General features: G+C 70.5%; 16 protein-coding genes. 7 read left to right on the forward strand and 9 right to left on the reverse strand.

The genetic code is table 11. The features are described 5' to 3' along the window. Nucleotides 1–40: 40 nt before the first annotated feature. The 6 genes from ACBR40_RS10430 to ACBR40_RS10455 all read right to left on the reverse strand — a co-directional run bounded on the left by ACBR40_RS10430 (nt 41) and on the right by ACBR40_RS10455 (nt 9,205). The gene (locus tag ACBR40_RS10430; protein ID WP_371248514.1) at nt 41–3,511 is read right to left on the reverse strand and encodes a ThuA domain-containing protein; all 3,471 of its coding nucleotides are present in this window, start codon (nt 3,509–3,511) and stop codon (nt 41–43) included. A gap of 248 nt (nt 3,512–3,759) precedes the next feature. Next, nucleotides 3,760–4,593: a sugar phosphate isomerase/epimerase family protein gene (locus ACBR40_RS10435; RefSeq protein WP_344206809.1), complete on the reverse strand. Its 834-nt coding sequence runs from the start codon at nt 4,591–4,593 to the stop codon at nt 3,760–3,762. A gap of 33 nt (nt 4,594–4,626) precedes the next feature. After that, nucleotides 4,627–5,823: an ABC transporter substrate-binding protein gene (locus ACBR40_RS10440; protein WP_344206808.1), complete on the reverse strand. Its 1,197-nt coding sequence runs from the start codon at nt 5,821–5,823 to the stop codon at nt 4,627–4,629. Beyond that, entirely contained in the window at nt 5,810–6,760 is a 951-nt protein-coding gene (locus ACBR40_RS10445; RefSeq protein ID WP_344206807.1) for an ABC transporter permease, read from the reverse strand. The genes ACBR40_RS10440 and ACBR40_RS10445 overlap by 14 nt, the downstream gene beginning before the upstream one ends. After that, nucleotides 6,757–7,770 carry an ABC transporter permease gene (locus tag ACBR40_RS10450; RefSeq protein WP_371248515.1) on the reverse strand — a complete coding sequence of 338 codons (1,014 nt, stop codon included), beginning with the start codon at nt 7,768–7,770 and terminating at the stop codon, nt 6,757–6,759. The genes ACBR40_RS10445 and ACBR40_RS10450 overlap by 4 nt, the downstream gene beginning before the upstream one ends. A gap of 1 nt (nt 7,771) precedes the next feature. Then, nucleotides 7,772–9,205 (reverse strand): sugar ABC transporter ATP-binding protein, encoded by a 1,434-nt coding sequence (locus tag ACBR40_RS10455; protein WP_371248680.1) that lies wholly within the window; start codon nt 9,203–9,205, stop codon nt 7,772–7,774. A gap of 277 nt (nt 9,206–9,482) precedes the next feature. Here ACBR40_RS10455 and ACBR40_RS10460 point away from each other — a divergent pair, with 277 nt between their 5' ends. The 7 genes from ACBR40_RS10460 to ACBR40_RS10490 are packed head-to-tail and all read left to right on the forward strand — an operon-like array spanning nt 9,483 to nt 15,308. Then, nucleotides 9,483–9,788: a hypothetical protein gene (locus ACBR40_RS10460; protein WP_371248516.1), complete on the forward strand. Its 306-nt coding sequence runs from the start codon at nt 9,483–9,485 to the stop codon at nt 9,786–9,788. Further along, nucleotides 9,785–10,702 (forward strand): SCO3242 family prenyltransferase, encoded by a 918-nt coding sequence (locus ACBR40_RS10465; protein ID WP_371248517.1) that lies wholly within the window; start codon nt 9,785–9,787, stop codon nt 10,700–10,702. The genes ACBR40_RS10460 and ACBR40_RS10465 overlap by 4 nt, the downstream gene beginning before the upstream one ends. Then, nucleotides 10,699–11,565, forward strand: a complete 867-nt coding sequence (locus tag ACBR40_RS10470) for a sugar phosphate isomerase/epimerase family protein (protein ID WP_344206802.1) — start codon at nt 10,699–10,701, stop codon at nt 11,563–11,565. Before ACBR40_RS10465 ends, ACBR40_RS10470 begins: the two co-directional genes overlap by 4 nt. Then, a complete protein-coding gene (locus tag ACBR40_RS10475) occupies nt 11,510–12,016 on the forward strand; it encodes an EboA domain-containing protein (RefSeq protein WP_364464208.1) in 507 nt (168 codons plus the stop codon). The genes ACBR40_RS10470 and ACBR40_RS10475 overlap by 56 nt, the downstream gene beginning before the upstream one ends. Next, the gene (locus tag ACBR40_RS10480; RefSeq protein ID WP_344206799.1) at nt 12,017–12,862 is read left to right on the forward strand and encodes a TatD family hydrolase; all 846 of its coding nucleotides are present in this window, start codon (nt 12,017–12,019) and stop codon (nt 12,860–12,862) included. 2 nt (nt 12,863–12,864) lie between these two features. Then, the gene (gene eboE / locus ACBR40_RS10485) at nt 12,865–13,977 is read left to right on the forward strand and encodes a metabolite traffic protein EboE (protein WP_371248518.1); all 1,113 of its coding nucleotides are present in this window, start codon (nt 12,865–12,867) and stop codon (nt 13,975–13,977) included. After that, entirely contained in the window at nt 13,977–15,308 is a 1,332-nt protein-coding gene (locus ACBR40_RS10490; protein ID WP_371248519.1) for an alkaline phosphatase family protein, read from the forward strand. Before eboE ends, ACBR40_RS10490 begins: the two co-directional genes overlap by 1 nt. Before the next feature lie 48 nt (nt 15,309–15,356). Here the strand turns inward: ACBR40_RS10490 and ACBR40_RS10495 are convergent, their stop codons facing one another. From ACBR40_RS10495 to ACBR40_RS10505, 3 genes are read right to left on the reverse strand one after another with little or no spacing between them, the layout of a single operon-like run. Further along, a complete protein-coding gene (locus tag ACBR40_RS10495) occupies nt 15,357–17,042 on the reverse strand; it encodes a ThuA domain-containing protein (RefSeq protein WP_371248520.1) in 1,686 nt (561 codons plus the stop codon). Nucleotides 17,043–17,076: 34 nt separating this feature from the next. Continuing rightward, entirely contained in the window at nt 17,077–19,893 is a 2,817-nt protein-coding gene (locus ACBR40_RS10500; RefSeq protein ID WP_371248521.1) for a carbohydrate-binding protein, read from the reverse strand. Between the two features lie 22 nt (nt 19,894–19,915). Beyond that, nucleotides 19,916–22,300, reverse strand: coding sequence for an RICIN domain-containing protein (locus ACBR40_RS10505; RefSeq protein WP_371248522.1), 2,385 nt, complete (start codon nt 22,298–22,300; stop codon nt 19,916–19,918). Between the last annotated feature and the right edge of the window lie 262 nt (nt 22,301–22,562).

Genomic DNA, 22,562 nt, shown 5'->3' on the forward strand with positions numbered 1-22,562 from the left:
CGCAGAAGGGCGGCTCCAGGGTCCGGACGTCACAGGGCGTTCAGACGCGAGTCCACTTCTGGTTGTTCTGGCCGTTGCACGGCCAGATCTGCACCCTGGTGCCGTTGGCGGTGGCGGCGCCGGACACGTCCAGGCACTTGTTCGCTCCCACCGCCGTGATCGTGCCGTCGGCGTTGAGCCGCCACTTCTGGTTGTTCTGCCCGTTGCAGTCCCAGATGATCACGGCGGTGCCGTCCGCCGTCCCGCCCCCGTTCACGTCGAGGCACTTGGTGCCGTACACCCGCAGCTCGCCCGCGGCGGTCGCCGTCCACTGCTGGCCGGGCTGCCCGTTGCAGTCCCAGATCTGCACCTGTGTGCCGTTCGTCTGCGAAGCGCCGTTGAGGCACCGGTTCGATGCCACACCCCGCAGCGCGCTGCCCGAGGACGAGCCGTCACCCTGCCCGACGCCCTTGCCGTTGAGGGTGAACGAGTCCACGTCGAACGCGTTCGCGGACGGCGCCTTGAACACGACGTAGACGGTGTGGGTGCCTCCGGGGTCGGTGACCCGCACCGCGGGCTGGGACACGTAGGTGTTCCACCCTCCGGTCGCCGCGACGGGACTGGAGGCGATCAGGGTCCCCGTCGGCGAGTCGGCGCGCAGTTCGATGGACGCCCCGGTGCTGGACGGCGCCGAGACGCGGAAGGACACCGTGTCGATCCCGGAGAGGTTGACCGGGCTGAAGGAGATCCAGTCGTTGTTGGAGATGTCGCCGATGCGCCTGCCGCCCTCGGCTCCCGTCTCGTCGACGATCCGGATCCCGGACGAGCCGGTGAAGTGCTCGGCCTGCTTGTGCTTGGGCTGCAGGGTGACGCCGGCGCTGCCCTTCAGGCCGCCCTTGTCGGTGTAGTCGGCGGACAGGGCGTAGTAGACGTTGGCGGCCTCGTCGTGGCCGGACGCGGTGGTCGTGACCGTGCCGGTGCAACCGGTGTACTGGCCGGTGTCGTGGGCGTGCTGGTCATGGCCGAGCGCCGTGATCACGTTGACCTTGGTGCAGTCGACGGCGCCGTCCTCGGGGTCGGTGACGCTCACCGTGTACGCCACCTGGTCCCCGAAGTCGATGAACCCGCCGTCGGGCGGAGCCGAGAAGACGACCTTGGGACGGGTGTTGCCGACGGCGATGGACAACGTGACGCTGCCCGTCTTCCCGCCGGAGTCCCGTACGGTCAGCTTGGCGGTGTAGGTCCCGTTGGCGCTGTAGGTGTGGGACGGGTTGGCGCTGGTGGAGGTCCCGCCGTCGCCGAAGTCCCACGCGTAGGTGATCGCGTCGCCGTCGGGGTCGGACGAGCCGGCCGAGGAGAACGCCACCGTCAGCGGCGCCGCGCCCGAGTCGGGGTTGGCGCTCGCCTTGGCCAGGGGCGCGCGGTTTCCCGCCACGTAGTCGATCCGGTAGATGCTGTCATCGGTGTTCGCGTGGCCGAAGCCGTTGCCCCAGTCGGCCATGTACAGCGCGCCGTCCGGACCGAACTTCATGTCGATCGGCGCGTGCGGGGCGAGCTGCGCCGCGAAGGGGTTGATCTTCAGGAGGTTGCCCGAGGAGTCCAGCCGGAGCTCCTTGACGAAGTTGCGGCTCCACTCGTAGAGGAACGGCGTGCCGTCGAAATACTCGGGGAACCTGCGGTCGGAGCCGCCGGCGGCGTCGTAGCGGTAGAAGGGGCCGCCCATCGGGGCGGCGCCGCCGCAGCAGTTGATCTCGGGGAACTCGGCCGAGGCGTGGTAGTTGTACCAGATGGTCGCGGGCTTGGCCGCGGGCAGATTGGTCAGGCCGGTGTTGTTGGGCGAGTCGTTGACGGGCGCCGAGCAGTTGAACTTCGCGCCGGAGGTGTTGGTGGCGAAGTTGTAGTCGTTGAACGGGATGTTGTTGCCGACGCAGTACGGCCAGCCGTAGAAGCCCGGCTGCTTGATCAGGTTCCACTCGACGGTGCCCTCGGGACCGCGGTTGGGGTTCGCGGCGCCGGCGTCGGGGCCGTAGTCGCCCACGGAGATCCAGCCCGTCACCTTGTCGACCGAGAAGCGGAACGCGTTGCGGAAGCCCATCGCGTAGATCTCCGGCCGCGTCTTGGCGGTGCCGGGCGCGAACAGGTTGCCGGACGGGATGGTGTAGGTGCCGTCGGCCTCGGGGTGGATGCGCAGGATCTTGCCGCGCAGGTCGTTGGTGTTGGCCGCGGACCGCTGGGCGTCGTAGTGCTCCCGGCCCGGCCGCTCGTCGATGGGGGCGTAGCCGCTGGACCCGTTGGGGTTGGTGTCGTCACCCGGGCCGATGTACAGGTTCCCGCCCGGCCCGAACGCGAGGTAGCCGCCGGTGTGGCCGGGCTCGTCGACGTTGCGGTAGGCCGGGACCTCGATGATCTTCTTCTCGCTCGCCAGGTCGAGGCTGGTGCCGTTGAAGGTGAACCTCGACACCCGGTTCACCTCACCGCCGTTGGACGGCGAATAGTTGACGTAGATCCAGCCGTTGGTGGCGAAGTTCGGGTCCAGCGCCAGCCCGACGCCGCCGTCCTCGCCGCCGTCGTACACCGACAGGGTGGCGATGACGCGCGTGCCCCCGCCGCCCGCGGGGATCAGGTTCACCTTGCCCGAGCGCGAGATGTAGAAGACCCTGCCGTCACCGGCCACGTCCAGCTCCATCGGCTGGTCCGGCGCGGCGTCGAGGGTGACCTTCTGGAACCGGCCCGCGACGGTGCCGCCGCAGTCGCCCGGGGCCGCGCCCGCCGCCCACTGCACCCCGCCCAGCAGGTGCTGCTTGAACGACGACTCCGAGTAGGAGGACGCCTGGTGGCCCATCGCGGTGGCCCACAACCGGCCGCCCTCCGGGTTGTGGCACCAGGAGATCGGGTGGTCGGCTCCCATCTTGTTCGGCCCCGCGTCATAGGTGGTCTCGTCCGCGGTCACTAGCACGTGCACCGAGCCGCGCATGTTCTTGTCGAAGTTGTACCACTCCTCGGTGCGCACCCAGCGATCCGGCAGCCCCTTCGTGGAGGGGTGAACCTTGTCGGCCACCTTGGCGGTGCCCTGGAGGATCGACGAGTGCGCGGTCATGTGCGCGCCGGCCAGGGCTACCTGGTCCCACCAGGGGAACTGCGTCTCGATGTTCATGTCGGTGGCGTTGTGGATCGCGACGACGCCGTGGCCGCTGCGCACGTACGCCTGGAAGGCCTGACGCTGGGCGTCGTTGTCCCAGACCATGCCGCTGGTCTGCAACATGATCACCGCGTCGTAGGTGTTCAGGGTCGCGGTCGTGAAGACGGCGGAGTCCTCGCTCTGGTCGAGCTGGAAGTTGTTGTCGGCCGCCAGCTGCTGGAACATCGCGATGCCGGCGGGGATGGAGTCGTGCCGGTAGGCGCCGCTCGCGGTCTTGGTGAACAGCAGCACCTTGAACTGCGGAGCGGCCGCGTGCGCCACCAGCGGCACCGCGGACAGCCACAGCCCTAACAGGACCGCGGCGAGGGCGGGGAGCAGGCGTGATGTTCGCATGAAGGATCTCCTGGGAGTGGCCCACCCAAATCGAGTCGCCACGAAAATAGGTCGGACTAAACACGGGCGTCAAGCATGCTTATCGAGCGAATTGACGACCGTCTTTCCGCTTCCACTGAGACGAGAACTCGCTTCGTTTACCAGAAATCTCCAGGTGAAGGCGACATTGCCGAATCCACGCCGCCCCCACCGGTAGCCAGCGAGACAAGAAGAAGCATGGAGATAAGTATGAAACTTTCAAGCCTCGATCAGAGGGTGCGCAGGTAGGCGAGGCCGTCCACGGCGAGCCCGTCCTGGCTTCGCGCGAGGGGCCGCCAGACGGAGGCCGCCGTGGCGATGGTCTGGTTGTGGGCGGTGAACGACTCGATGACGAGCGGCCCTTGGTAGCCGACGTCGCGCAGCGCCCCGGTGAAGCCGGGCCAGTCGAAGCGGTCGGCCCCCGGCGTGCCGCGATCGGTGCCGCACACCTGCACGTGCGCGATCCGGTCCGCCGCGACCCGCACCGCCTCGGCGGGGTCCTTCTCCTCGATGTTCATGTGGTAGGTGTCGAGCGCCAGGTGGCAGTCCTCGGGCAGCGCGTCGAGGGCCTGCTCGACCGTGTTGACGAGGCTGGTCTCATACCGGTTGAGCGGCTCGACCGCGAGCTTCACCCCGCGCTCGCCCGCGTGGTCCAGGACGGGCCGCAGGTTCTCCCGCAGCTCCGCGTAGACGCTGCGGCGCTCGTCCGGCGACAGCCGCCAGGTGCGGCCGACCGAGGCGTACGCCGGCCCCCCGATCACCGGCGAGCCGACGGTCACCGCCACGTCGACGCAGTGCCGCAGATAGTCCTGGGTGTCGCGGACGGTCCGCGGGGAGGCTGTCACGAGCTCGCGCCCCGGCGGCATGACCAGCACCACGGACGCGGCCAGCCCGTGCTCGGCCAGCACCGCCGCGGCCCTGCCGGGATCCCAGTCGCCGGGCCGCTCGACGGGCAGCTCGACGACGTCGAAGCCCCACCCGGCGATGCGGGGGGCGAGCCGCGTCAGCTCGGCGTCGGTCAGCGGGGAGACCCAGACCCAGGTGTTCACTCCGATGGAGAACATGGCGTCCCTCTTCGTCGCCGGTGCAGGATCTGGTCAGCTCTTCTTCCCGCCCCAGGTCTCCGGGAATCCGGGCAGGTCCTCACAACCGCACAGCGCGTAGTGCAGCGGCGGCATGTTGGGCTTGATGTAGGTCGACAGGTTCTCGCCGGTGACCTTGGGCTGCGGCAGGTTCCAGAGCTTGGGCACCTCCTCGCCCTTGAGGATCTTCAGCGCGGCGATGATCGGGGTGCGCCACTGGTAGGTCGGGTACGTGGGGGCCACGGCGGTGAGGCCCGCGTCCTTCCACTTCTGCAGGAAGTCCTGCTGGTCCTCGCCGTTGATCGGCGGCACCGGCACGCCCGCGTCCTCGAACGCCTCGATCGCCGCCACCGCCGTGGCGCCCGAGTCCATCCAGACGCCGTCGATCTTGCCGTACCGCTGGAGGTAGTCACTGACGATGCTCTTGGTCTTGGCGGCGTCGCCGTCGGTGAACTCCACCCCCACCACCTGGAGCCGGCTCCTGTCGAAGACCACCTTTGCCGCCGACCAGCGGGTCTCCAGCACGTCCACGCCGGGCAGGATGCGCAGCGCCAGCACCTTCCCGCCCGCCGGCACCTTCTCGACCAGGAACTCGGCGGCGTCGGCGCCGAAGGCGTAGCCGCCGATCGGCTTGATGAACGTCACCGGGCAGTCCGTCTCCACCCCCCGGTCGAACACGATGACGGGCACCTTCCCGCAGGCGGCCGTCACGGCGGGAGTGAGCGTGGCCGTGGTGTTCGGCGAGACGATCAGCGCGTCGCACCCCTTGGCCTGCAGCTCGGCGATGTCGGAGATCTGCTTGTCGTCCTTGCCCTCGGCGTCGAGCGCCGTGAACTTCCCGATCTCCTTGTGCAGGCCGACCTCTGCCTGCATCGTCTTCCACCCGACCTGCCGCCAGGGGTTGTTGACCGCGGCGTTGGAGAAGCACAGGTGGTACGGCCCGTCCTTCTTGTACTTGGCGGTGTCGGTCATCTGCGGGGCGATGGCCTGCTCCCACGGCTTGCCGGAGGGGCCCTGCGGGGTCTCGGAGCGCATGGCCAGCTGGGCGTCGAAGTCCGCCTGCACGAAGAACTTGGACTGCTCGCCCGTGCCCGAGCCCTGAGCGCTCGTGGCGGGCGCCGCGGACTGGGTCGTGGACGCCGGTTTGTCGGTGGTGCAGCCGGCGAGAACGAGCGCGGACAACACCGCGATCGCGGCCTTATGACGCGGCATGTGCGTCTCCTCTTCGGGGGGTGAACTTCCAGGGAAGCCGGACGGCTCCCGCCGCGACCGCGGCGATGATGATGACGCCCTGCACGGTGAACTCCAGCGCCCCCGAAATTCCGTACAGGTTGAGCAGGGTGAACAGCGCCTCCAGCGTGAAGGCGCCGGCCAGGGCGGCCGGCACCGAGCCGCGCCCGCCGCCGAGCGCCACGCCGCCGAGGACGACCGCGGTGATGGCCGAGAACTCGAGTCCCTGGCCCGCCTGTGCCGACACCCCGGCGAAACCGCCGAGCAGGACGGCCGCGACGGCGGCGGCCAGGCCGGAGAGCATGAAGGCGAAGATCTTGGCCCGGTCGACCCGGACCCCGGACAGCGCCGCGGCCCGCTCGTTGTCGCCGACGGCGATGAGGGTCCTGCCGAAATCCGTACGCATGAGCCAGATCGCCGCCGCGCCCACGGCCAGCAGGATCAGCACCGACCACGGCAGCGGCCCGAGGCCGCCGCGGCCGAACACCCGGAAGCCCTCCGACAGCGCGCCACGCGGCGCGCCGCCGGTCCAGAGGAAGACCGCCCCGCTGAGAACGAGCAGCATGCCGAGCGTCACGATGAACGACGGCACCCGCAGCTTGGTGGTGACCACGCCGTTGACCAGCCCGGCGAGCAGCCCGACGACGATCAGCAGGGCGAGGACCGGCCACGTGGCGGACTCGTCGCCGTCGATGAGCCGCGCGGCGATCACCACTTCGGCCGTCACCAGCGAGCCGACCGACAGGTCGAACTCGCCGGAGACGATGACGAAATACTGTCCCGCGGCGAGGATCACCAGCGGCGCGGCCCGTTTGAGAAACCCCAGGAACCCGGCGGGCTCCAGGAAGAAGGGGTTGGCGACCGCGATCGCGGCCAGCAGCGCCACGAGGACCACGACGATGGGGAGTGCCCGTTTCATGCCGGCCGCCTTGTTCCACGCCGCGCGTAGACGGCCACCGCGATGACGATGACCACGCCGCGGACCACGTCCTTGACGAAGGAGTTGACCTCGAGCTGGTTGAAGATGGTGTCCAGGACGGCCAGCAGCAGGACCCCGCCCACGGTTCCCGCGACGCCGCCCTTGCCTCCGGCCAGCGCGGTCCCGCCGAGCACGACCGCGGCGATGGACTCCAGGTCGTAGCCGCCGTCGGTGCCCACCGTGGGCGCCCCCGCCCCGAGCCTGGCGGCCAGCAGCAGGCCCGCGATGCCGGCGCAGACGGAGCAGAGCACGTGGGTGATCACGACGACCCGGCCCGTGCGGATCCCGGACAGCCGGGCGACCTCCTCGCTCCCGCCCACCGCGTAGATCCGGTAGCCCAGCCGGGTCCTGCTCAGCAGGAACCAGGCCGCGACGGCCACGCCCGCCCAGAGCATGGCGGAGACGGGGATCGGCCCGATCCGGGAGTAGCCGAGGAGCTGGAACGACTCGGGCACCTTGCCCGCAGGGCCGTCGTACAGGTGGTCCACGACGCCTTTGACGATGAGGGCGACGCCGAGCGTGGCGATGAAGGCGTGGACCCGGAGCCTGGTGATGATCAGCCCGTTGGCCAGCCCCACCAGCGTGCTGACGGCCAGCACCGCGGCGACCGCCGGCAGGATGTTCCCGTCCCGGCCCGCCATGGTCTCCGCCGCGACCAGTGAGGCCAGGCTGATCAGGTACGCCACCGACAGGTCGAGCGACCCGGCCAGGATCACCAGGGTCTGCCCGATCGCCACGATGCCGAGGGCCGCCGAACGCTGCTGGATGCCGACGACGCTCTCCAAGGTGAGGAACTGACCGCCGTCGAGCGCGACGAGGACGCAGCCGACCGCGACCAGGCCGAGCAGCGCGAGGAACACCACCTGCGTGGGTTCGCGCAGCCGCGCCGCCAGGCCGCCGCGCGCCGCGCCCGAGCGGGCGGGACGGCGGGCGCGCACGGGCACGTTCATCTCAGGCCACCTCTCCGGCGGCCAGGCGCATGACGGCCTCCTCGGAGGCCCCGGCCGGCAGCGTGCCCGCGACGCGGCCGTCGCGCAGGACGACGACGCGATCGCTCATGCCGATGAGCTCGGGCAGCTCGGAGGAGATCATCATGATGGCCATGCCGTCGTTCGCGAGTTCGCGCATCAGGTCGTGGATGGCGGCCTTGGCCCCGACGTCGACGCCCCGGGTCGGTTCGTCGAACAGCAGAACGCGCGGCGCCATGGTCATCCATTTGGCGAGCACGACCTTCTGCTGGTTGCCTCCGGACAGGTAGCGGACCTCCTGTTCCTGACGCGGAGGCGAGAGGCGTACCCGTTCGAGCAGGGCGCGGAGGCCGTCGCGGCCCTCGCGGACGCCCGCCGCGCGGGCGGCGAGCAGGGCGTTGTCGCGTACGGACTGGCGCAGGGCGAGCCCTTCGGCCTTGCGGTCCTCGGTCACCAGTCCGATGCCCATGGCCACGCCTTCGCGGACCGAGCGGGGGCGCGAGGGGGTCATCTCTCCCGTGGTGAAGGGTTCCGCGCCGAAGATGGCTTTGGCGAGCTCTGTTCTGCCGGACCCCTGCAGGCCCGCGATGCCGACGATCTCCCCTGCCCGCAGCTCCAGATCGATGTCGCGGAGCTTGTGGTTGCCCGCTCCGCGCAGGCTGAGCCGTACCTCGCCGGCGCCGTTCGAGCGGGGCGGGAAGTAGGTGCCGAGGTCGCGGCCCACCATCAGGCGGATCAGCTCGTCGGGGGTCACCTCGCCGATCGGGAGTGTGGCGACGCGCGAGCCGTCCTTGAGCACCGTGACCCGGTCGGCGAGGTCGAACACCTCGCGTAATCGGTGGGAGATGTACACGACGGCGACGCCGCGTTCCCTCAGCCGCCCGATCAGCCGGTGGAGCAGCTCGACCTCGTGCTCGGCGAGCGCCGCGCTGGGCTCGTCCATGACCACGAGCCGGGCGCTCACCGACAACGCCTTGACGATCTCGACGATCTGCTGCTGGGCCACCGACAGGCGCTTGACGGCGTCACGGGGGCCGAAGGGGTCCTCGCCGAGCTCGTCGAGGAGCCGCGCGGTCGCCTGCTCCATCGCCGCCCGGTCGACCAGGCCGCGTCTGACGGGCTCGCGCCCGAGGAAGACGTTCTCGGCGACGGAGCGCTCGGGCAGCAGGTTGAACTCCTGGTAGATGATCGCGATGCCGGAGCGCTGCGCGTCGAGCGGATGGCCGAAGGAGACGCGCCGGCCGTCGATCTCGATCGTGCCCTCGTCCGGCGCGTGCACCCCGCAGATGATCTTCATGAGGGTGGACTTGCCGGCGCCGTTCTCGCCGACGACGGCGTGGACCTCGCCGGCCGCCACGTCCAGGTCCACTCCGGACAGCACCCGCACGCCCAGGAAGCCCTTGCCGATGCCGCGCATGCTCAGCACCCGCCCACCTCCCCGCCTGTCGCGCCGTGAGGGCGGCCTGAGGGCCGCACACTGCGGGATGCTAAGCGGGCTTATATCGATGGTCAAGCAAAAGCCGTGACCAATACGACATAAGTGGACCAGGGATCGATGCCTCATAAGCGGCGGAACGACGGAAAATGGGCCTACTTATAGTTGACCATCGGCGAAAATAGCTCTTACCATCACGGAGACTTACCTGCCGGATGCCTACCGCATGCGGAGGTGGTCCCGACACGATGGAGCTTTCATGAACAAGCTCGGTGTGTGGCTGATCGGGGCACGAGGATCCGTGGCGACCACTGCCATCGTGGGCGCCTCGGCCGTCAGGGCGGGGGCCGCGACCTCGCAAGGATGCGTGAGCGAAGCCCCCGGCTTTCCCGGTGACCTGGCTCCGCCGGCCGGCCTGGTCTTCGGCGGCCATGACATCACCGAGACCTCCTTACGCAAGCGCGCCGAGCAACTGGGCAGAGCGGGGGTCGCCCCGGCGGAACTCGCCGCCCGGCCGCGTGTGCCGTACGCCCGTCTGCGCGCCTTCGCCGAGGAGCTGTCATGAGGGCGCTGCTCGAACTGGTCCGCGCACCGGCCGCGCTGTCGGTGCCGGGGGACACCATGGCGGGGGCCGCCGCCGCGGGGCGGCGTCCGGCGCCCGGCCTGGCCCTGGCGTCGGTGCTCATGTACTGGTCGGGGATGGCGCTCAACGACTGGGCCGACCGTGAGACGGACGCCGCCGAACGTCCCGAGCGCCCGATCCCGTCGGGCCGGGTCCGCCCCGGCGCCGCGCTCGGGCTCGCGGCCGCCCTGACCGGCGCGGGCCTCGCCAGCGCCGCCCTCGCCGGCGGCCGGCGCGGTCTCACCGTCGCCGGACTGCTGGCCGGCGCGGTGTGGGCCTACGACCTGGGTCTCAAACGCACGGCGGCGGGACCGGCGTCGATGGCGGCCTGCCGCGTGCTCGACGTGCTTCTCGGCGCGGGCGAGCAGGCCGGGGCCGCCGTGCCCGCGGCCCTGGCGATAGGCGCGCACACCTACGGGATCAGCGTCCTGGGCCGGGCCGAGGTCACGGGGGCGGCACGCGGCACCGCCGAGCGCGCGCTCGTGGCGAGCGCCGCGGCGGCCGGGCTCGCGGCCGCCGCCTGCGCGCGCGACCGGGCCGCTTCCTGCGCGCATGACCGGACGGCCGCCTGCGTGCGCGACCGGGCCGCCGCCTGCGCGCATGACCGGAACGCCGCCCGGACCGGAGCGGGCGTCCTCATCGCCGGCTATCTCGCCTTCACCCTCCCGGTCCAGGCCGGGTTGCGGACCCGTCCCGAGCCCGAGCACGTACGGCAGGCCGTCCGCCTCGGCATCCTCGGCCTGATCCCGCTCCAGGCGGCGGCGGTCGCCGGCGGCGGGCGGTTCGCGACGGCGGGCGCGCTGCTGTGCTCGCTGCCCTTGGGAAAGTGGCTCTCAAACCGGATGGCGACCTCATGAAGTGGGCCTACTGCACCAACGGCTTCGCCGACCACCGGCTTCCCGAGGCGCTCACGGTTCTGGCCGACCTGGGGTACGCCGGTGCGGCGATCACGCTCGACCACGGCCATCTCGACCCCCACTCCCCCGGCCTGGCCGCGGAGGTGTCACGGATCGCCGGGCTCCTCGCACGCCTCGGCCTCGACGTCGTCGTGGAGACGGGCGGGCGTTACACCCTCGATCCCCTGCGCGAACACCATCCGACCCTGATCAGCGACGACGCCGGACGCAGAGTGGAGTTCCTGACCACCGCGATGCGGGTCGCCGCCGATCTGGGCGCTCCCGTGGTGCACCTGTGGAGCGGGGTCCGGCCCGACGGCATCACGGAGGCGGAGGCGTACACGCGGCTGGCCCGCCAGTGCGCACGGCTGCTCGACGAGGCCGACCGGGTCGGCGTCACGCTGGGATTCGAACCCGAACCCGAGATGCTCGTCGCCGGCCTGGACGGCTTCGAGCGGCTGCGGGCGATGCTCGGCGCCCATGCCCGGTTCGGTCTCACCCTCGACATCGGCCACTCCCACTGCGTGGAGCCGGACGACCTCGTCACCTGCGTGCGCCGGGCGCTGCCGTACACCGTGCACGTGCAGATCGAGGACATGCGCCGGGGAGTCCACGAGCACCTGGAGTTCGGCGAGGGCGAGATCGACTTCCCGCCGGTGCTCGCCGCGCTGCGCGGCTACTCGGGCCTGGTGGCCGTGGAGCTGGCCCGGCACAGCCACGCGGCCCCGCAGGTCGCCCGCCGCTCGATCGAGTTCCTGAGGAGGGCACATGAAGGAGCCGGCACAGGAGTGGCTGGCACAGGCCGTCCGGCAGGTCGAGGCTGACCCCCACGCGATCCACCGGCTCTTCCCGCAGGCCGGACGGCGGGGCGGCCCAGGCGCGCGGCGCGCGCTGCTCGGCGCGCTGCACGGCGACCACGCGACGATCCGCAGCCTGTACGAGGCCGGCGACAGCGGCGAGCGGCTGGCGATCCTGACCGTCCTGCACGAGCTCGACGCGGAAGGGACGGCGGTCGGGCTGGTGGAGGACGCGCTGCGCACCAATGACGCGCGGCTGGTCGCCGCGGCCCTCGGGCCATACGGCGCGGCGTGGCTCGACGACCACTCCTTCCGTCATGGGGTGCTCAAGTGCGTCTTCATGTCGATCCCCCTGGCGGCGGTCGCCGAGCTGGATCGCCGCTTCGACGCCGAGCTGGCCCGGATGCTGTCGGACTACGCGGCGGAGCTGCGGGCGGCCGGCCGGCCCGTCCCGGACGACGTCCTGGAGAGGATCTGAATGCGCATCTTCGACCCCCACATCCACATGACCTCCCGGACCACCGACGACTATCAGCGCATGCACGCCGCGGGGGTCCGGGCCGTCGTCGAACCCGCCTTCTGGCTGGGGCAGCCCCGTACCAACGTGGGCAGCTTCCTCGACTACTTCGACGCGCTGCTCGGCTGGGAGCCGTACCGCGCCGCGCAGTACGGCATCCACCACCACTGCGCGCTCGCGCTCAACCCGAAGGAGGCGAACGATCCGCGGTGCGCGGGGGTGCTGGCCGAGTTGCCGCGATACCTGCTGAAGGACTCCGTCGTCGCGGTCGGCGAGGTCGGCTACGACTCGATGACGGCGGAGGAGGAACGGGCCTTCGAGGCGCAGCTCGCCCTCGCGCGGGAGGCCGATCTCCCGGTGCTCGTGCACACTCCGCACCGGGACAAGGCGGCGGGCGTCCGCCGCACCCTCCACGTGGTCCGGGACTCCGGGACACCCCCCGAACGGGTGCTCATCGACCACCTCAACGAGGTGACCGTCGGCATGGTGGCGGACTCGGGCTGCTGGATGGGGTTCTCGATCTACCCCGACACCAAGATGGACCCGGACCGGATGGTGGCCCTGCTCAAGGAGTACGGCACGGACAGGGTGCTGGTGAACTCGGCCGCCGACTGGGGCCGGAGCGACCCGCTCAAGACGCGCGAGGTGGCCGACGTCATGCTCGCGACCGGCTTCGGCGAGGACGAGGTGGATCGGGTGCTGTGGCGCAATCCGGTCGCCTTCTACGGGCAGAGCGGGCGCCTCGACCTCGATCCGGACCCGCACGTCGGGCCCGACCACGCCGGCAACACGATCAAGCGAGGCTGACCGTGCGGTTACGCCATCCGGACGGCTCGACGGTGCACCTGTCCTACTGCACCAACGTCCACGCCGCCGAGGACGTCCCCGGCATCCACCGTCAGCTGTCCGGCGTCGCCGCGCGGGTCAGGCGGCTGCTCGGCGTCGAGCGGCTCGGGCTCGGGCTGTGGCTGTCCCGGCACGCCGCCGCGGACCTCCTCGCCCGGCCCGGGGAGATCGCCGGGCTGCGCGAGCGGCTGACCGCGCTCGGGCTGGAGGTCGTGACCCTCAACGGGTTCCCCTACCGCGGCTTCCAGGACGAGATCGTGAAGTACCGGGTCTACACCCCTGACTGGGCCGACGCGGAGCGGCTGCGCCACACGCTCGGGCTCGCCGAGATCCTCGCCGTGCTGCTGCCTGACGACGTCACCGAGGGCACGATCTCGACCCTGCCTCTCGCCTGGCGCACCGGGTGGACGGGAGACAAGGCGGCCGCGGTCATGGCCAATGTCGACGCGGTCGCCCAGGGGCTGCGCGCGCTGGCCGGCCGTACCGGCAAGGTGATCCGGCTGGGCTTCGAGCCGGAGCCCGGCTGCGTCCTCGAGACGACGCCCCAGGCCGCCGCCCTGCTGGGCGACGTGGATCACGACCACCTCGGCCTCTGCCTGGACGCCTGCCACATGGCCGTGGGTTTCGAGGAGCCCGGCGCCGGCGCCCGCACCGGGCTGCCCGTCGTGAAGCTCCAGGCGTCGTGCGCCCTGGTGGCCCCGCCGGGGGCGCAGCGGGCGCTGGCCGCGTTCGACGAGGCCCGTTTCCTCCACCAGACGCGCTCCGCCACCGGATACGCCGACGACCTGGGCGAGGCCCTGGCGGGCGGCCTGCCCGCGGACGAGAGCTGGCGCGTGCACTTCCACGTCCCGCTGCACGACGCGCCGCCCCCTCCTCTCGCCACCAGCGCCCCCTACCTGCGGGACCTGCTGAACGTGATCCTCGGCGGGGAACGGCCGCTGACCCGCCACGTCGAGGTGGAGACCTACACCTGGAACGTGCTTCCCGGCGCCCCTGCCGACCTCGCCGAAGGCATCGCGGCCGAGCTCGACTGGATGCGGGGGCAGCTCGCCGCCCTCGGGCTGAAGGAGACGTGATGGCGCCGCTGATCGTGATCAATGTCGTCGGGCTCACCCCGCGCCTGCTCGCGCACATGCCGAACGTGGCGAACGCGGGCGCGGCGGCCACGCTGCGGCCCGTGCTCCCGGCCGTCACCTGTTCGATGCAGGCCACCCTGCTGACCGGCAGGATGCCCCGCGACCACGGCATCGTCGGCAACGGGTGGTACTTCCGCGACCTCGGCGAGGTGCTGCTGTGGCGTCAGCACAACGCGCTCATCCAGGGCGACCAGCTGTGGAGCGCCGTGCCCGGCCTGCGCACCGCCAACGTCTGCTGGTGGTACGCGATGGGCGCCGCGACCGACCTGCTCGTCACCCCGCGTCCGATCTACCACGCCGACGGCCGCAAGTCGCCCGACTGCTACACCCGCCCGCCCTCGCTCCACGACGACCTCGAGGCCGCGCTGGGGCCGTTCCCCCTGTTCAGTTACTGGGGGCCCAACGCGGGGATCGCCTCCTCCGAATGGATCGTCGCCGCCGCCCGCCGCATCCTGGCCCGCGAGCGGCCGGATCTGCTGCTGGTCTACGTGCCTCACCTCGACTACGACCTCCAGCGGTACGGCCCCGCCGGTCCCGAGGCGGTCGCGGCGGCCCGCGCCGTCGACGCCGCTCTGGCCCCGCTCCTGGCCGAGGAGGCCGAGGTGGTCGTGCTCTCGGAGTACGGCATCACTCCGGCGTCCCGCCCGGTGGACATCAACCGGGCGCTGCGCGCCGCGGGTCTCCTGGAGGTCTACACCCAGGCCGGGATGGAGTACCTCGATCCGTGGACGTCCCGGGCCTTCGCGGTGGCCGACCACCAGGTGGCCCACGTGTACGTGCGCGACCCCGCCGACCTCGACCGCGCCCGCGCCGTCGTCGCCGAGCTCGCCGGCGTGGACGAGGTGCTGGACCAGGCGGGGAAGGCGAAGTACGGGCTCGACCACGAACGCGCGGGCGAGCTCGTCGCGGTGGCGGAGCCCGACGCCTGGTTCACCTATTACTACTGGCTCTCCGACGACCGCGCCCCGGACTTCGCCAGGCTCGTGGACATCCACCGCAAACCCGGCTACGACCCGGCCGAGCTGTTCATGGACCCGGGCGATCCGTTCGTCAAGCTCCGTGCGGCGGCGGCGCTGGCGAGGAAGAAGCTGGGCTTCCGCTACGCGATGCGGGTGGTGCCGCTCGACCCGGCACCGGTGCGGGGCAGTCACGGCCGGCTGCCCGACCTCCCCGACGACGGGCCGCTGATCATCGGCCCCTTCGACCGTGACTCCTACGAGGCGAGCGAGGTCAGGGATCTCCTGGCCGGCCTGGCCCGGCGGAGCCGCTGACCGTGGCTCGCGCGGCCCCCGGCCGGGGACCGCGCGAAGGCCGCGGGCTCAGACCCGGGTCCAGCGCTGGTTGCTCCCTCCGGTGCAGGTCCAGATGCGGGCCCTGGTGCCGTTGGCGGTGCCGTTGACGTCCAGGCACTTGTTGGCCCCCACCGCCGTGATGGTGCCGTCGGCGTTGAGCCGCCACTTCTGGTTGTTCTGCCCGTTGCAGTCCCAGATGATCACCGCGGTGCCGTCCGCAGTCCCGGCCCCGTTCACGTCGAGGCACTTGTTGCCGTAGACCCGCAGCTCAGTCGCGGCGGTCGACGTCCACCGCTGGTTGTTCTGCCCGTTGCAGTCCCAGATCTGCGCCTGCGCGCCGTTGGCCTGGGAAGCTCCGCTGACGTCCAGGCATCGGCCCGACCCCACGCCCTTGAGCGCGCTTGTACCGTTCGGCGTGCCGGTCAGCTCCTTGACGCGGATGTTGCGGAACGACACCACGTCGCCGGACCCGTGGTTCTGGATGCCGAGGTAGCCCTGCTGGAGCGAGCGGACCGGATCGGTGTTGGTGAAGTCGTTGATCCTGGTGCCGTTCAGGAACACCTGCAGCCGCTCACCCTCCACCAGCAGCTCATAGGTGTTCCACTGCCCCGGCGGGTTGAGCGCGGCGTCGCGGGCGGCGGTGTCGGCCGCCTTGAACCCGTAGATCGCCCCGGTCGTCTTGTCCGGGGTGTCGGTCGCGTCGATCTGCACCTCATATCCGGTGTCGAGCGCCGCCTGGGGGTCACTGGTGGCCGGGAACCCGACGATGACGCCGGAGTTGGAGTCGCCGGTCAGCTTCCAGTCGAGCTTGACGGAGTAGGAGCGGAACTCCTTGGCGTTGTACCACAGCATGCCCATGCCGCCCTGGGAGGTCAGCGTGGCGTCGCTGTTGGCGAACGATCCCGGCCCGGCCTGCGACCAGCCCGTCGTCGAGCCGTTGTACAAGGTCGTGTACCCGGTCTCCGGGCGGCAGTCGGCGTTGGTGGCCTTGGCCGTGTACCTGATCCCGCCGAGCAGCAGCGCGCGGAAGTTCGGATCGGCGTACGACTCCTGGGTGTGCCCCAGGCCGGTGTAGAACGCCCGGCCGGAGGACTGCGGGTGGCACCAGGTGATCGGGTGGTCGCCCATGCCGCCGCCGCTGTAGCTGCCCTCGTCCAGGCTCTGCAGCACCCGGACGTTGGGGCGGGGGTTGGTGCGGTAGTTGTACCACTCGTCGGTGCGTGACCAGGTCGCCCCCAGGTGAGCGGTCGCGGCGTGCGCCCGGTCCTCGGTGCGTACGGTGGCCTGCTGGATCGCCGGGTGGCTGTTGAACCAGGCCCCCATCAGCTGCCCGTAGTAGGGCCAGTTGTACTCGGTGTCGGCGGCCGCGTGCACCCCGACGTAGCCGCCCCCGCCGTCCACGTACGACTGGAAGGCGGCCTGCTGGTTGTCGTTCAGCACGTCACCGGTGGTGCTGAGGAACACCACCGCCTTGTACTGGGCCAGGTTGGCCGTGGTGAAGGCGCCCGAGTCCTCGGTGGCGTCGACGGCGAAGTCGTTGGCGGTCCCCAGCTCGCGGATGGCCTGGATCCCGCTGGGGATCGAGTCGTGCCGGAACCCGGCCGTCTTCGAGAACACCAGCACCTTGAAGGCGGCGGCCTGGGCGGGCACGGCCGGGATCACCGTCGCGGCGACGGTGATCGCCGCCACCGTCACTGCGAGACGTCGCAGCACGGATGTCTTTCTGTCGCTCGGCATGGAAGTCCTTTCAGACGCGGGTCCAGCGCTGGTTGGTTCCTCCGGTGCAGGTCCAGATGCGCATCTTGGTGCCGTTGGCGGTGCCGTTGACGTCCAGGCACTTGTTCGCACCCACCGCCGTGATCGTGCCGTCGGCGTTGAGGCGCCACTTCTGGTTGTTCTGCCCGTTGCAGTCCCAGATGATCACGGCGGTGCCGTCGGCCGTGCCGGCGCCGTTCACGTCGAGGCACTTGTTGCCGTAGACCCGCAGCTCGGTCGCGGCGGTCGACGTCCACTGCTGGTTGGACTGCCCGTTGCAGTCCCAGATCTGCGCCTGCGCGCCGTTGGCCTGCGAGGCTCCGTTGACGTCCAGGCACCGCCCCGACGCCACCCCCTTGAACGCGGTCGTGCTCCCCGACGGGGTGCCGGTGTCGAGAGTGAAGGCGTCCACGTCGAACAGGTAGCCCTGTCCGGTCGGGCCGCGGAAGACCAGATAGAGCGTCGTCGTGCCGGCCGGGGCGCCGCTGAGGTTCGCCGAGACGTCGGCGAAGGTGTCCCAGCTGCCGGTGCTCGCCACGTTCACCGTTCCCAGCAGCGTGCCCGTCGCCGAGCCGGCCCGCACCTCGATCCGGCCGCCCGCGCCGGCCGAGGACACCCGGGCGGTGATCCTCGTCGCGTTGCCCAGGTGGTACGGCTGGAAGGAGATCCAGTCGCCGTCGTCGGTGAAGCCCACCGTCTTGCCGCCTTCCGCGGTGGCGTGGTCGGCCGTCTGGACGCCCTGCTGGGCGCCGAAGTGCTCGGCCTGCCGGTGCCGCGGCTGGAGCGTACGGTCGCTGGTGGAGGTCAGGCCGCCCCTGTCGGTGTAGGAGGCCTCGAAGACGCCGTAGATGTTGGCCGCGGCGTCATGCTCGCCGTCCAAGGGCACCGCGATGGAGCCCGAGCAGCCGGTCGCCGAGGTGATCTTGTGGCGGTGGCTGTCGTGGCCGAGGAGGTAGGAGACGGTGACCCCGGCGCAGTCGATCGTGCCGTCCTCCGGGTCGCTGACGGTGACCTGGAAGGGCACGGTGTCGCCGAAGGAGAACAGCTGACCGTCGGCAGGGGCGGTGAGGGTGACCGTCGGAGCGGTGTTGCCGACGTTCACGATCACGCTCGCCGTGCCGGTGAGACCCTGCGGGTCCCGGACCGTGAGCGTCGCCGTGTAGGCGCCGTTGGTGGTGTAGGTCTTGCTCGGGTTCGCCGCCGTGGAGGTGGTGCCGTCCCCGAAGTTCCACGAGTACGTCAGCGCGCCGCCCTCCGGGTCGGAGCTGCCCGCCGAGGAGAAGGCCACCGTCAGCGGGGCGGGCCCCGACGTCCTGTCGGCGGACGCCCTGGCGATCGGATTGCGGTTGGCGCTGCCGATGTACTCGATCCGGTACAGCGCCTGGTTGTTGCTCCCGGTGCCGTAGTCGAGGACGTACAGGGCCCCGTCAGGGCCGAAGGCCATGTCCATCACCTGCGTCCCCGACCAGGGGAACGCCGAGATCTCCCCGTAGCCGCCGTCCGACTTGACCTCGATCGCCTTGATCCAGCGGCGGCCGTACTCGCCGGCGAAGAAGCGCCCGTCGAGCACCTGGGGGAACTTGACGGCCGAGTTCAGGCCGGCGTCGTAACGGTAGACCGGGCCGCCCATCGGCGACTCCGACCCGGAGCCGAACTCCGGCGGGCTGCCGGCGTCGCCCGCGTACCGGATCCACGCCGGCTTCGCCGCGGGCAGCGTGGTCAGGCCGGTGTTACGGAAGGAGTTGTTGGTCGGGCCGCCCGCGCAGTTGTACTTCGGACCGGTGCTGTTGGTGGCGAAGTTCCATTCGTTGTAGGTCTCGCTGGTGGTGTTCGTGCCCGTGCAGTACGGCCATCCGTAGTTGCCGGGACCGGTGATGCGGTTGAACTCCACCTGCCCGCTCGGCCCTCTGCTCGAGTTGGTCACCCCGGCGTCCGGCCCGTAGTCGCCGAGGTAGACGATGCCGGTCGCCTTGTCCACGCTCATCCGGAACGGGTTGCGGAAGCCCATCGCGTAGATCTCCGGCCGGGTCTTCGCCGTCCCCGGCGGGAACAGGTTGCCGCTGGGGATCGTGTAGGTGCCGTCGGGCTGCGGCTTGATGCGCAGGAGCTTGCCGCGCAGGTCGTTGGTGTTGCCGGCCGAGCGCTGGGCGTCGAACTGCGGGTTGCGGTCGGTCCGCTCGTCCAGCGGGGAGTAGCCGCTCGACTCGAAGGGATTGGTGTCGTCGCCGGTGGTCAGGTAGAGGTTGCCGGCGGCGTCGAAGTCGATGTCCCCGCCCACGTGGCAGCACTGGCCGCGGTCGTTCTGGACCCGCAGGACCACCTTCTCGCTGGCCAGGTCGAGGGTGTCGTCCGACTTGAGGGTGAACCGCGACAGGTGCAGCTCGCCCTTCCACTGGTCGAACTGCGCCTGCGTGCCGGTGCTCGGCGCGTCACCGTTCGGGGTGCTCAGGCGCGGCGAGTAGTAGAGCCATAAGTACCGGTTGGACGCGAAGCCGGGGTCCACCGCCACACCCTGCAGGCCCTCCTCGTCGTGACTGTAGACGTCGAGCTTGCCGGCCACCTTCGTGGTGCCGTTGACATCGGTGACGCGCACCGTGCCGTCGCGCGCGGTGTGCACCACCGAACGGTTCGGCATCACGGCCAGCGACATGGCCTCGCCCAGCTCGGCGCCCCCCGACGCGAGAGACACCTGCTGATAGTCGGAGGCCGGGATGACGAGGGCGTTGGCAGGAGGGGCGTCGAGCGCGAGTGTTCCGGAAGTGACCAGCGCCACCGTGGTCAACAAAGTGAGCCATGGACGTCGGGACATGACTGTTCCTCCACTGTCGGATCTAGGCACGGGCCCACTTCTGGTTGGTGCCGCCGGTGCAGGTCCAGATCTGCACCCTGGTGCCGTTGGCGGTGCCGTTCCCTGACACGTCCAGGCACTTGTTCGCGCCGACCGCGGTGATGGTGCCGTCGGTGTTGAGGCGCCATTTCTGGTTGTTCTGGCCGTTGCAGTCCCAGATGATCACGCTGGTGCCGTCGGCCGTGCCGGCCCCGTTCACGTCGAGGCACTTGTTGCCGTAGACCCGCAGCTCAGTCGCGGCGGTCGACGTCCACCGCTGGTTGGACTGCCCGTTGCAGTCCCAGATCAGCACCTGCGCGCCGTTGGCCTGCGAGGCTCCGTTGACGTCCAGGCACCGGCCCGACCCCGCGCCCTTGAGCGCCCCCGTGTTCCCCGACGGCTGGCCCCCGGGGCCGGCGGACGCCATCACGGCCTGGGCTCCCGCGGGCCAGGCGCCGTTGGCGACGGTGACGTTGTTGTTCACCACGTTGCCGCGGTCGCCGTTGGTCACGTTGGTGCTGCCGTTGGTGGACCAGTTGCCGGTGACGGTGAAGTTCCCCATGTTCTCGCCGCCCCAGTAGTTGGCGGTGGCCCAGGTCCCGGTGTTCGAGAGCACGTTGCCGGTGACGGTGTAGTACTTGGAGCCCTCGTCGAAGTAGATCCCGAACCAGCCGTTGGTGCGCAGGCAGTGGTTGCCGCTGATCACCGCGTTCGGGTTCCACGACAGCGTGTAGATGCAGCCGCCGTCGGTCATCTGCTGCATGACGTCGTGCACGTAGTTGCCGACGAGCTTGTTGCCGGACGCGGTGGTGGGGGTGGTGTAGCGCGGCTGGTAGTTGTACAGGCCGCGGTTGGCGTACTGGTTGCTGCCGCCCGGCTCGTTGGCGCCCCAGCCGTACCCGATCGACATGCCGGTGTAGGGCAGGTTGTAGACCTCGTTGTGCGACACGTCGGTGTTGGTGACGTAGGTGGTCAGGACCGAGACGATGCCCCGGTAGTCCAGGCCGAGGTCATGGATGCGGTTGTTGCTGATGGTGATGTTCCGGTTGACCATCCGCTGGTCGCCGGGGTGGTGCGCGTCGGCGCGCACGCCGCCGACCACGACGCCGCCGGCCGAGCTCTGGGCGATCTCGGATCGGGTGACCGTGATGTCGACGGCGCCCAGGCCGACGCCGCTGGCGTGCGCGTTGGCGTCGTTGCCGATGCCCACGGCGGTCTGGCCGAGGTTGACGAACCGGGAGTCGGTGAAGGTGACGTTGTTGGCCGCGGACACCTGCACGGCCGCCGGCATCTGCTGCCAGTGCGGCCGGGCGGCCTCGAACTGCTGGCAGCCCTCCTGGCAGGAGGTCAGCCTGTCGGCGGGCCAGTTCCAGGTGCCCGCGATGTAGGCGCCGGTCTGCTGGTCCGCGTAGCCCTGGTTGCCGCTGGGTCCGAGCCAGGTCGTGCCGGTGAACGTGATCCCGCTGAAGGTGATGTGGTGTGCGGGCGCGTCGTAGGTGCCTCCGACGTTCACCAGGGACTGGAGAAGCGGCAGCTCGACGTTGACGTTGCTCATGTTCTGCCCGGCGGCCGGGATGTAGTAAAGGACGCCGGTGCGGGGGTTGATGTACCACTCCCCCGGCGCGTCCAGGAACTCGTAGGCGTTCTCGAGGTACAACGGGCCCGCCCGGTGCGGCTGGGTGAAGGTGTCGTACCCGAAGGTGTTGTTGTTCCAGCCGGGCTGCTGCATCGTGATGAAGTTCCCGCTGATGCTCTGCACCGTCACGTAGCGGTCCGTGAACGAGCCGACGCTCTCCATCTCGACCCGGTTCTGGTCGGCGAGGTTGTTCAGGTAGCTGAGGGCGCTGTTGCCGAACCTCAGCCCGGTGGTGGTGGCGGTGAAGTCGGACCGGTTCACGGTCGTGCGCGCCCGCGTGGCGAGGGCGCCGTTGACGTACAGCTGCCGGGTGTCGATCCCGGTGCCGACATCGGCACGCCAGATGTTCTTCCCCGAGTCGGCCACGGTCCATCCGGTGACCGCCCTGGCTCCGCTGATGACGGGGTGGGCACCCGCCGCGGCCTGCCATTTGACGGTGTAGCCGTTGTTCCCCGAATCGGCGGCGGTCAGCCGGAGCGGCGCGGAGAGCCGGTACACCCCGTCGGCCAGTTCGACGACGATGTCCCCGGACATGGCGCCGTTCAGCGAACGCACCGCCGTCTGCGCCGCGGAGACCGAGCACGGCTGGGCGGACGTGCAGGCGGTGCCGGCGCCGGTGGGTGACGCGTAGAGGGTCGTGGTGGCCGCGAGGGCCGGGGTGGCGGGGGCGACGAGGGTGAACGCCGCGGCCAGCGCCGCGACGATGCCGATCAGGAACGGTCTCAGCGCCGTGACGGGCGAAGATGACTGCACAGTGTGGTTCCTTCGGGGGGTGCGGGTGTGGCCGGGTCACGCCCTGCTCAGGCAGGTGACGCCCTTCCGAGGGCCTTCGCCTCCCATTACGTTGTGAGTCTTGAGACCCGTCAAGACCTTAAGCCCGCTTATTTCACCCTTTGCACATTGAGCAGTCGGCCGTGGTTAGCCGATTTGGGCTATCCACCAGCGAGAACTCTCGCACTGCGCACGTCGGCGCCGATCGCCCTCGCATGAACCGTTCAGATGAGTCCTACTCATC

This window comes from Nonomuraea sp. AD125B (assembly GCF_041402765.1).
GTDB lineage: Bacteria > Actinomycetota > Actinomycetes > Streptosporangiales > Streptosporangiaceae > Nonomuraea > Nonomuraea bangladeshensis.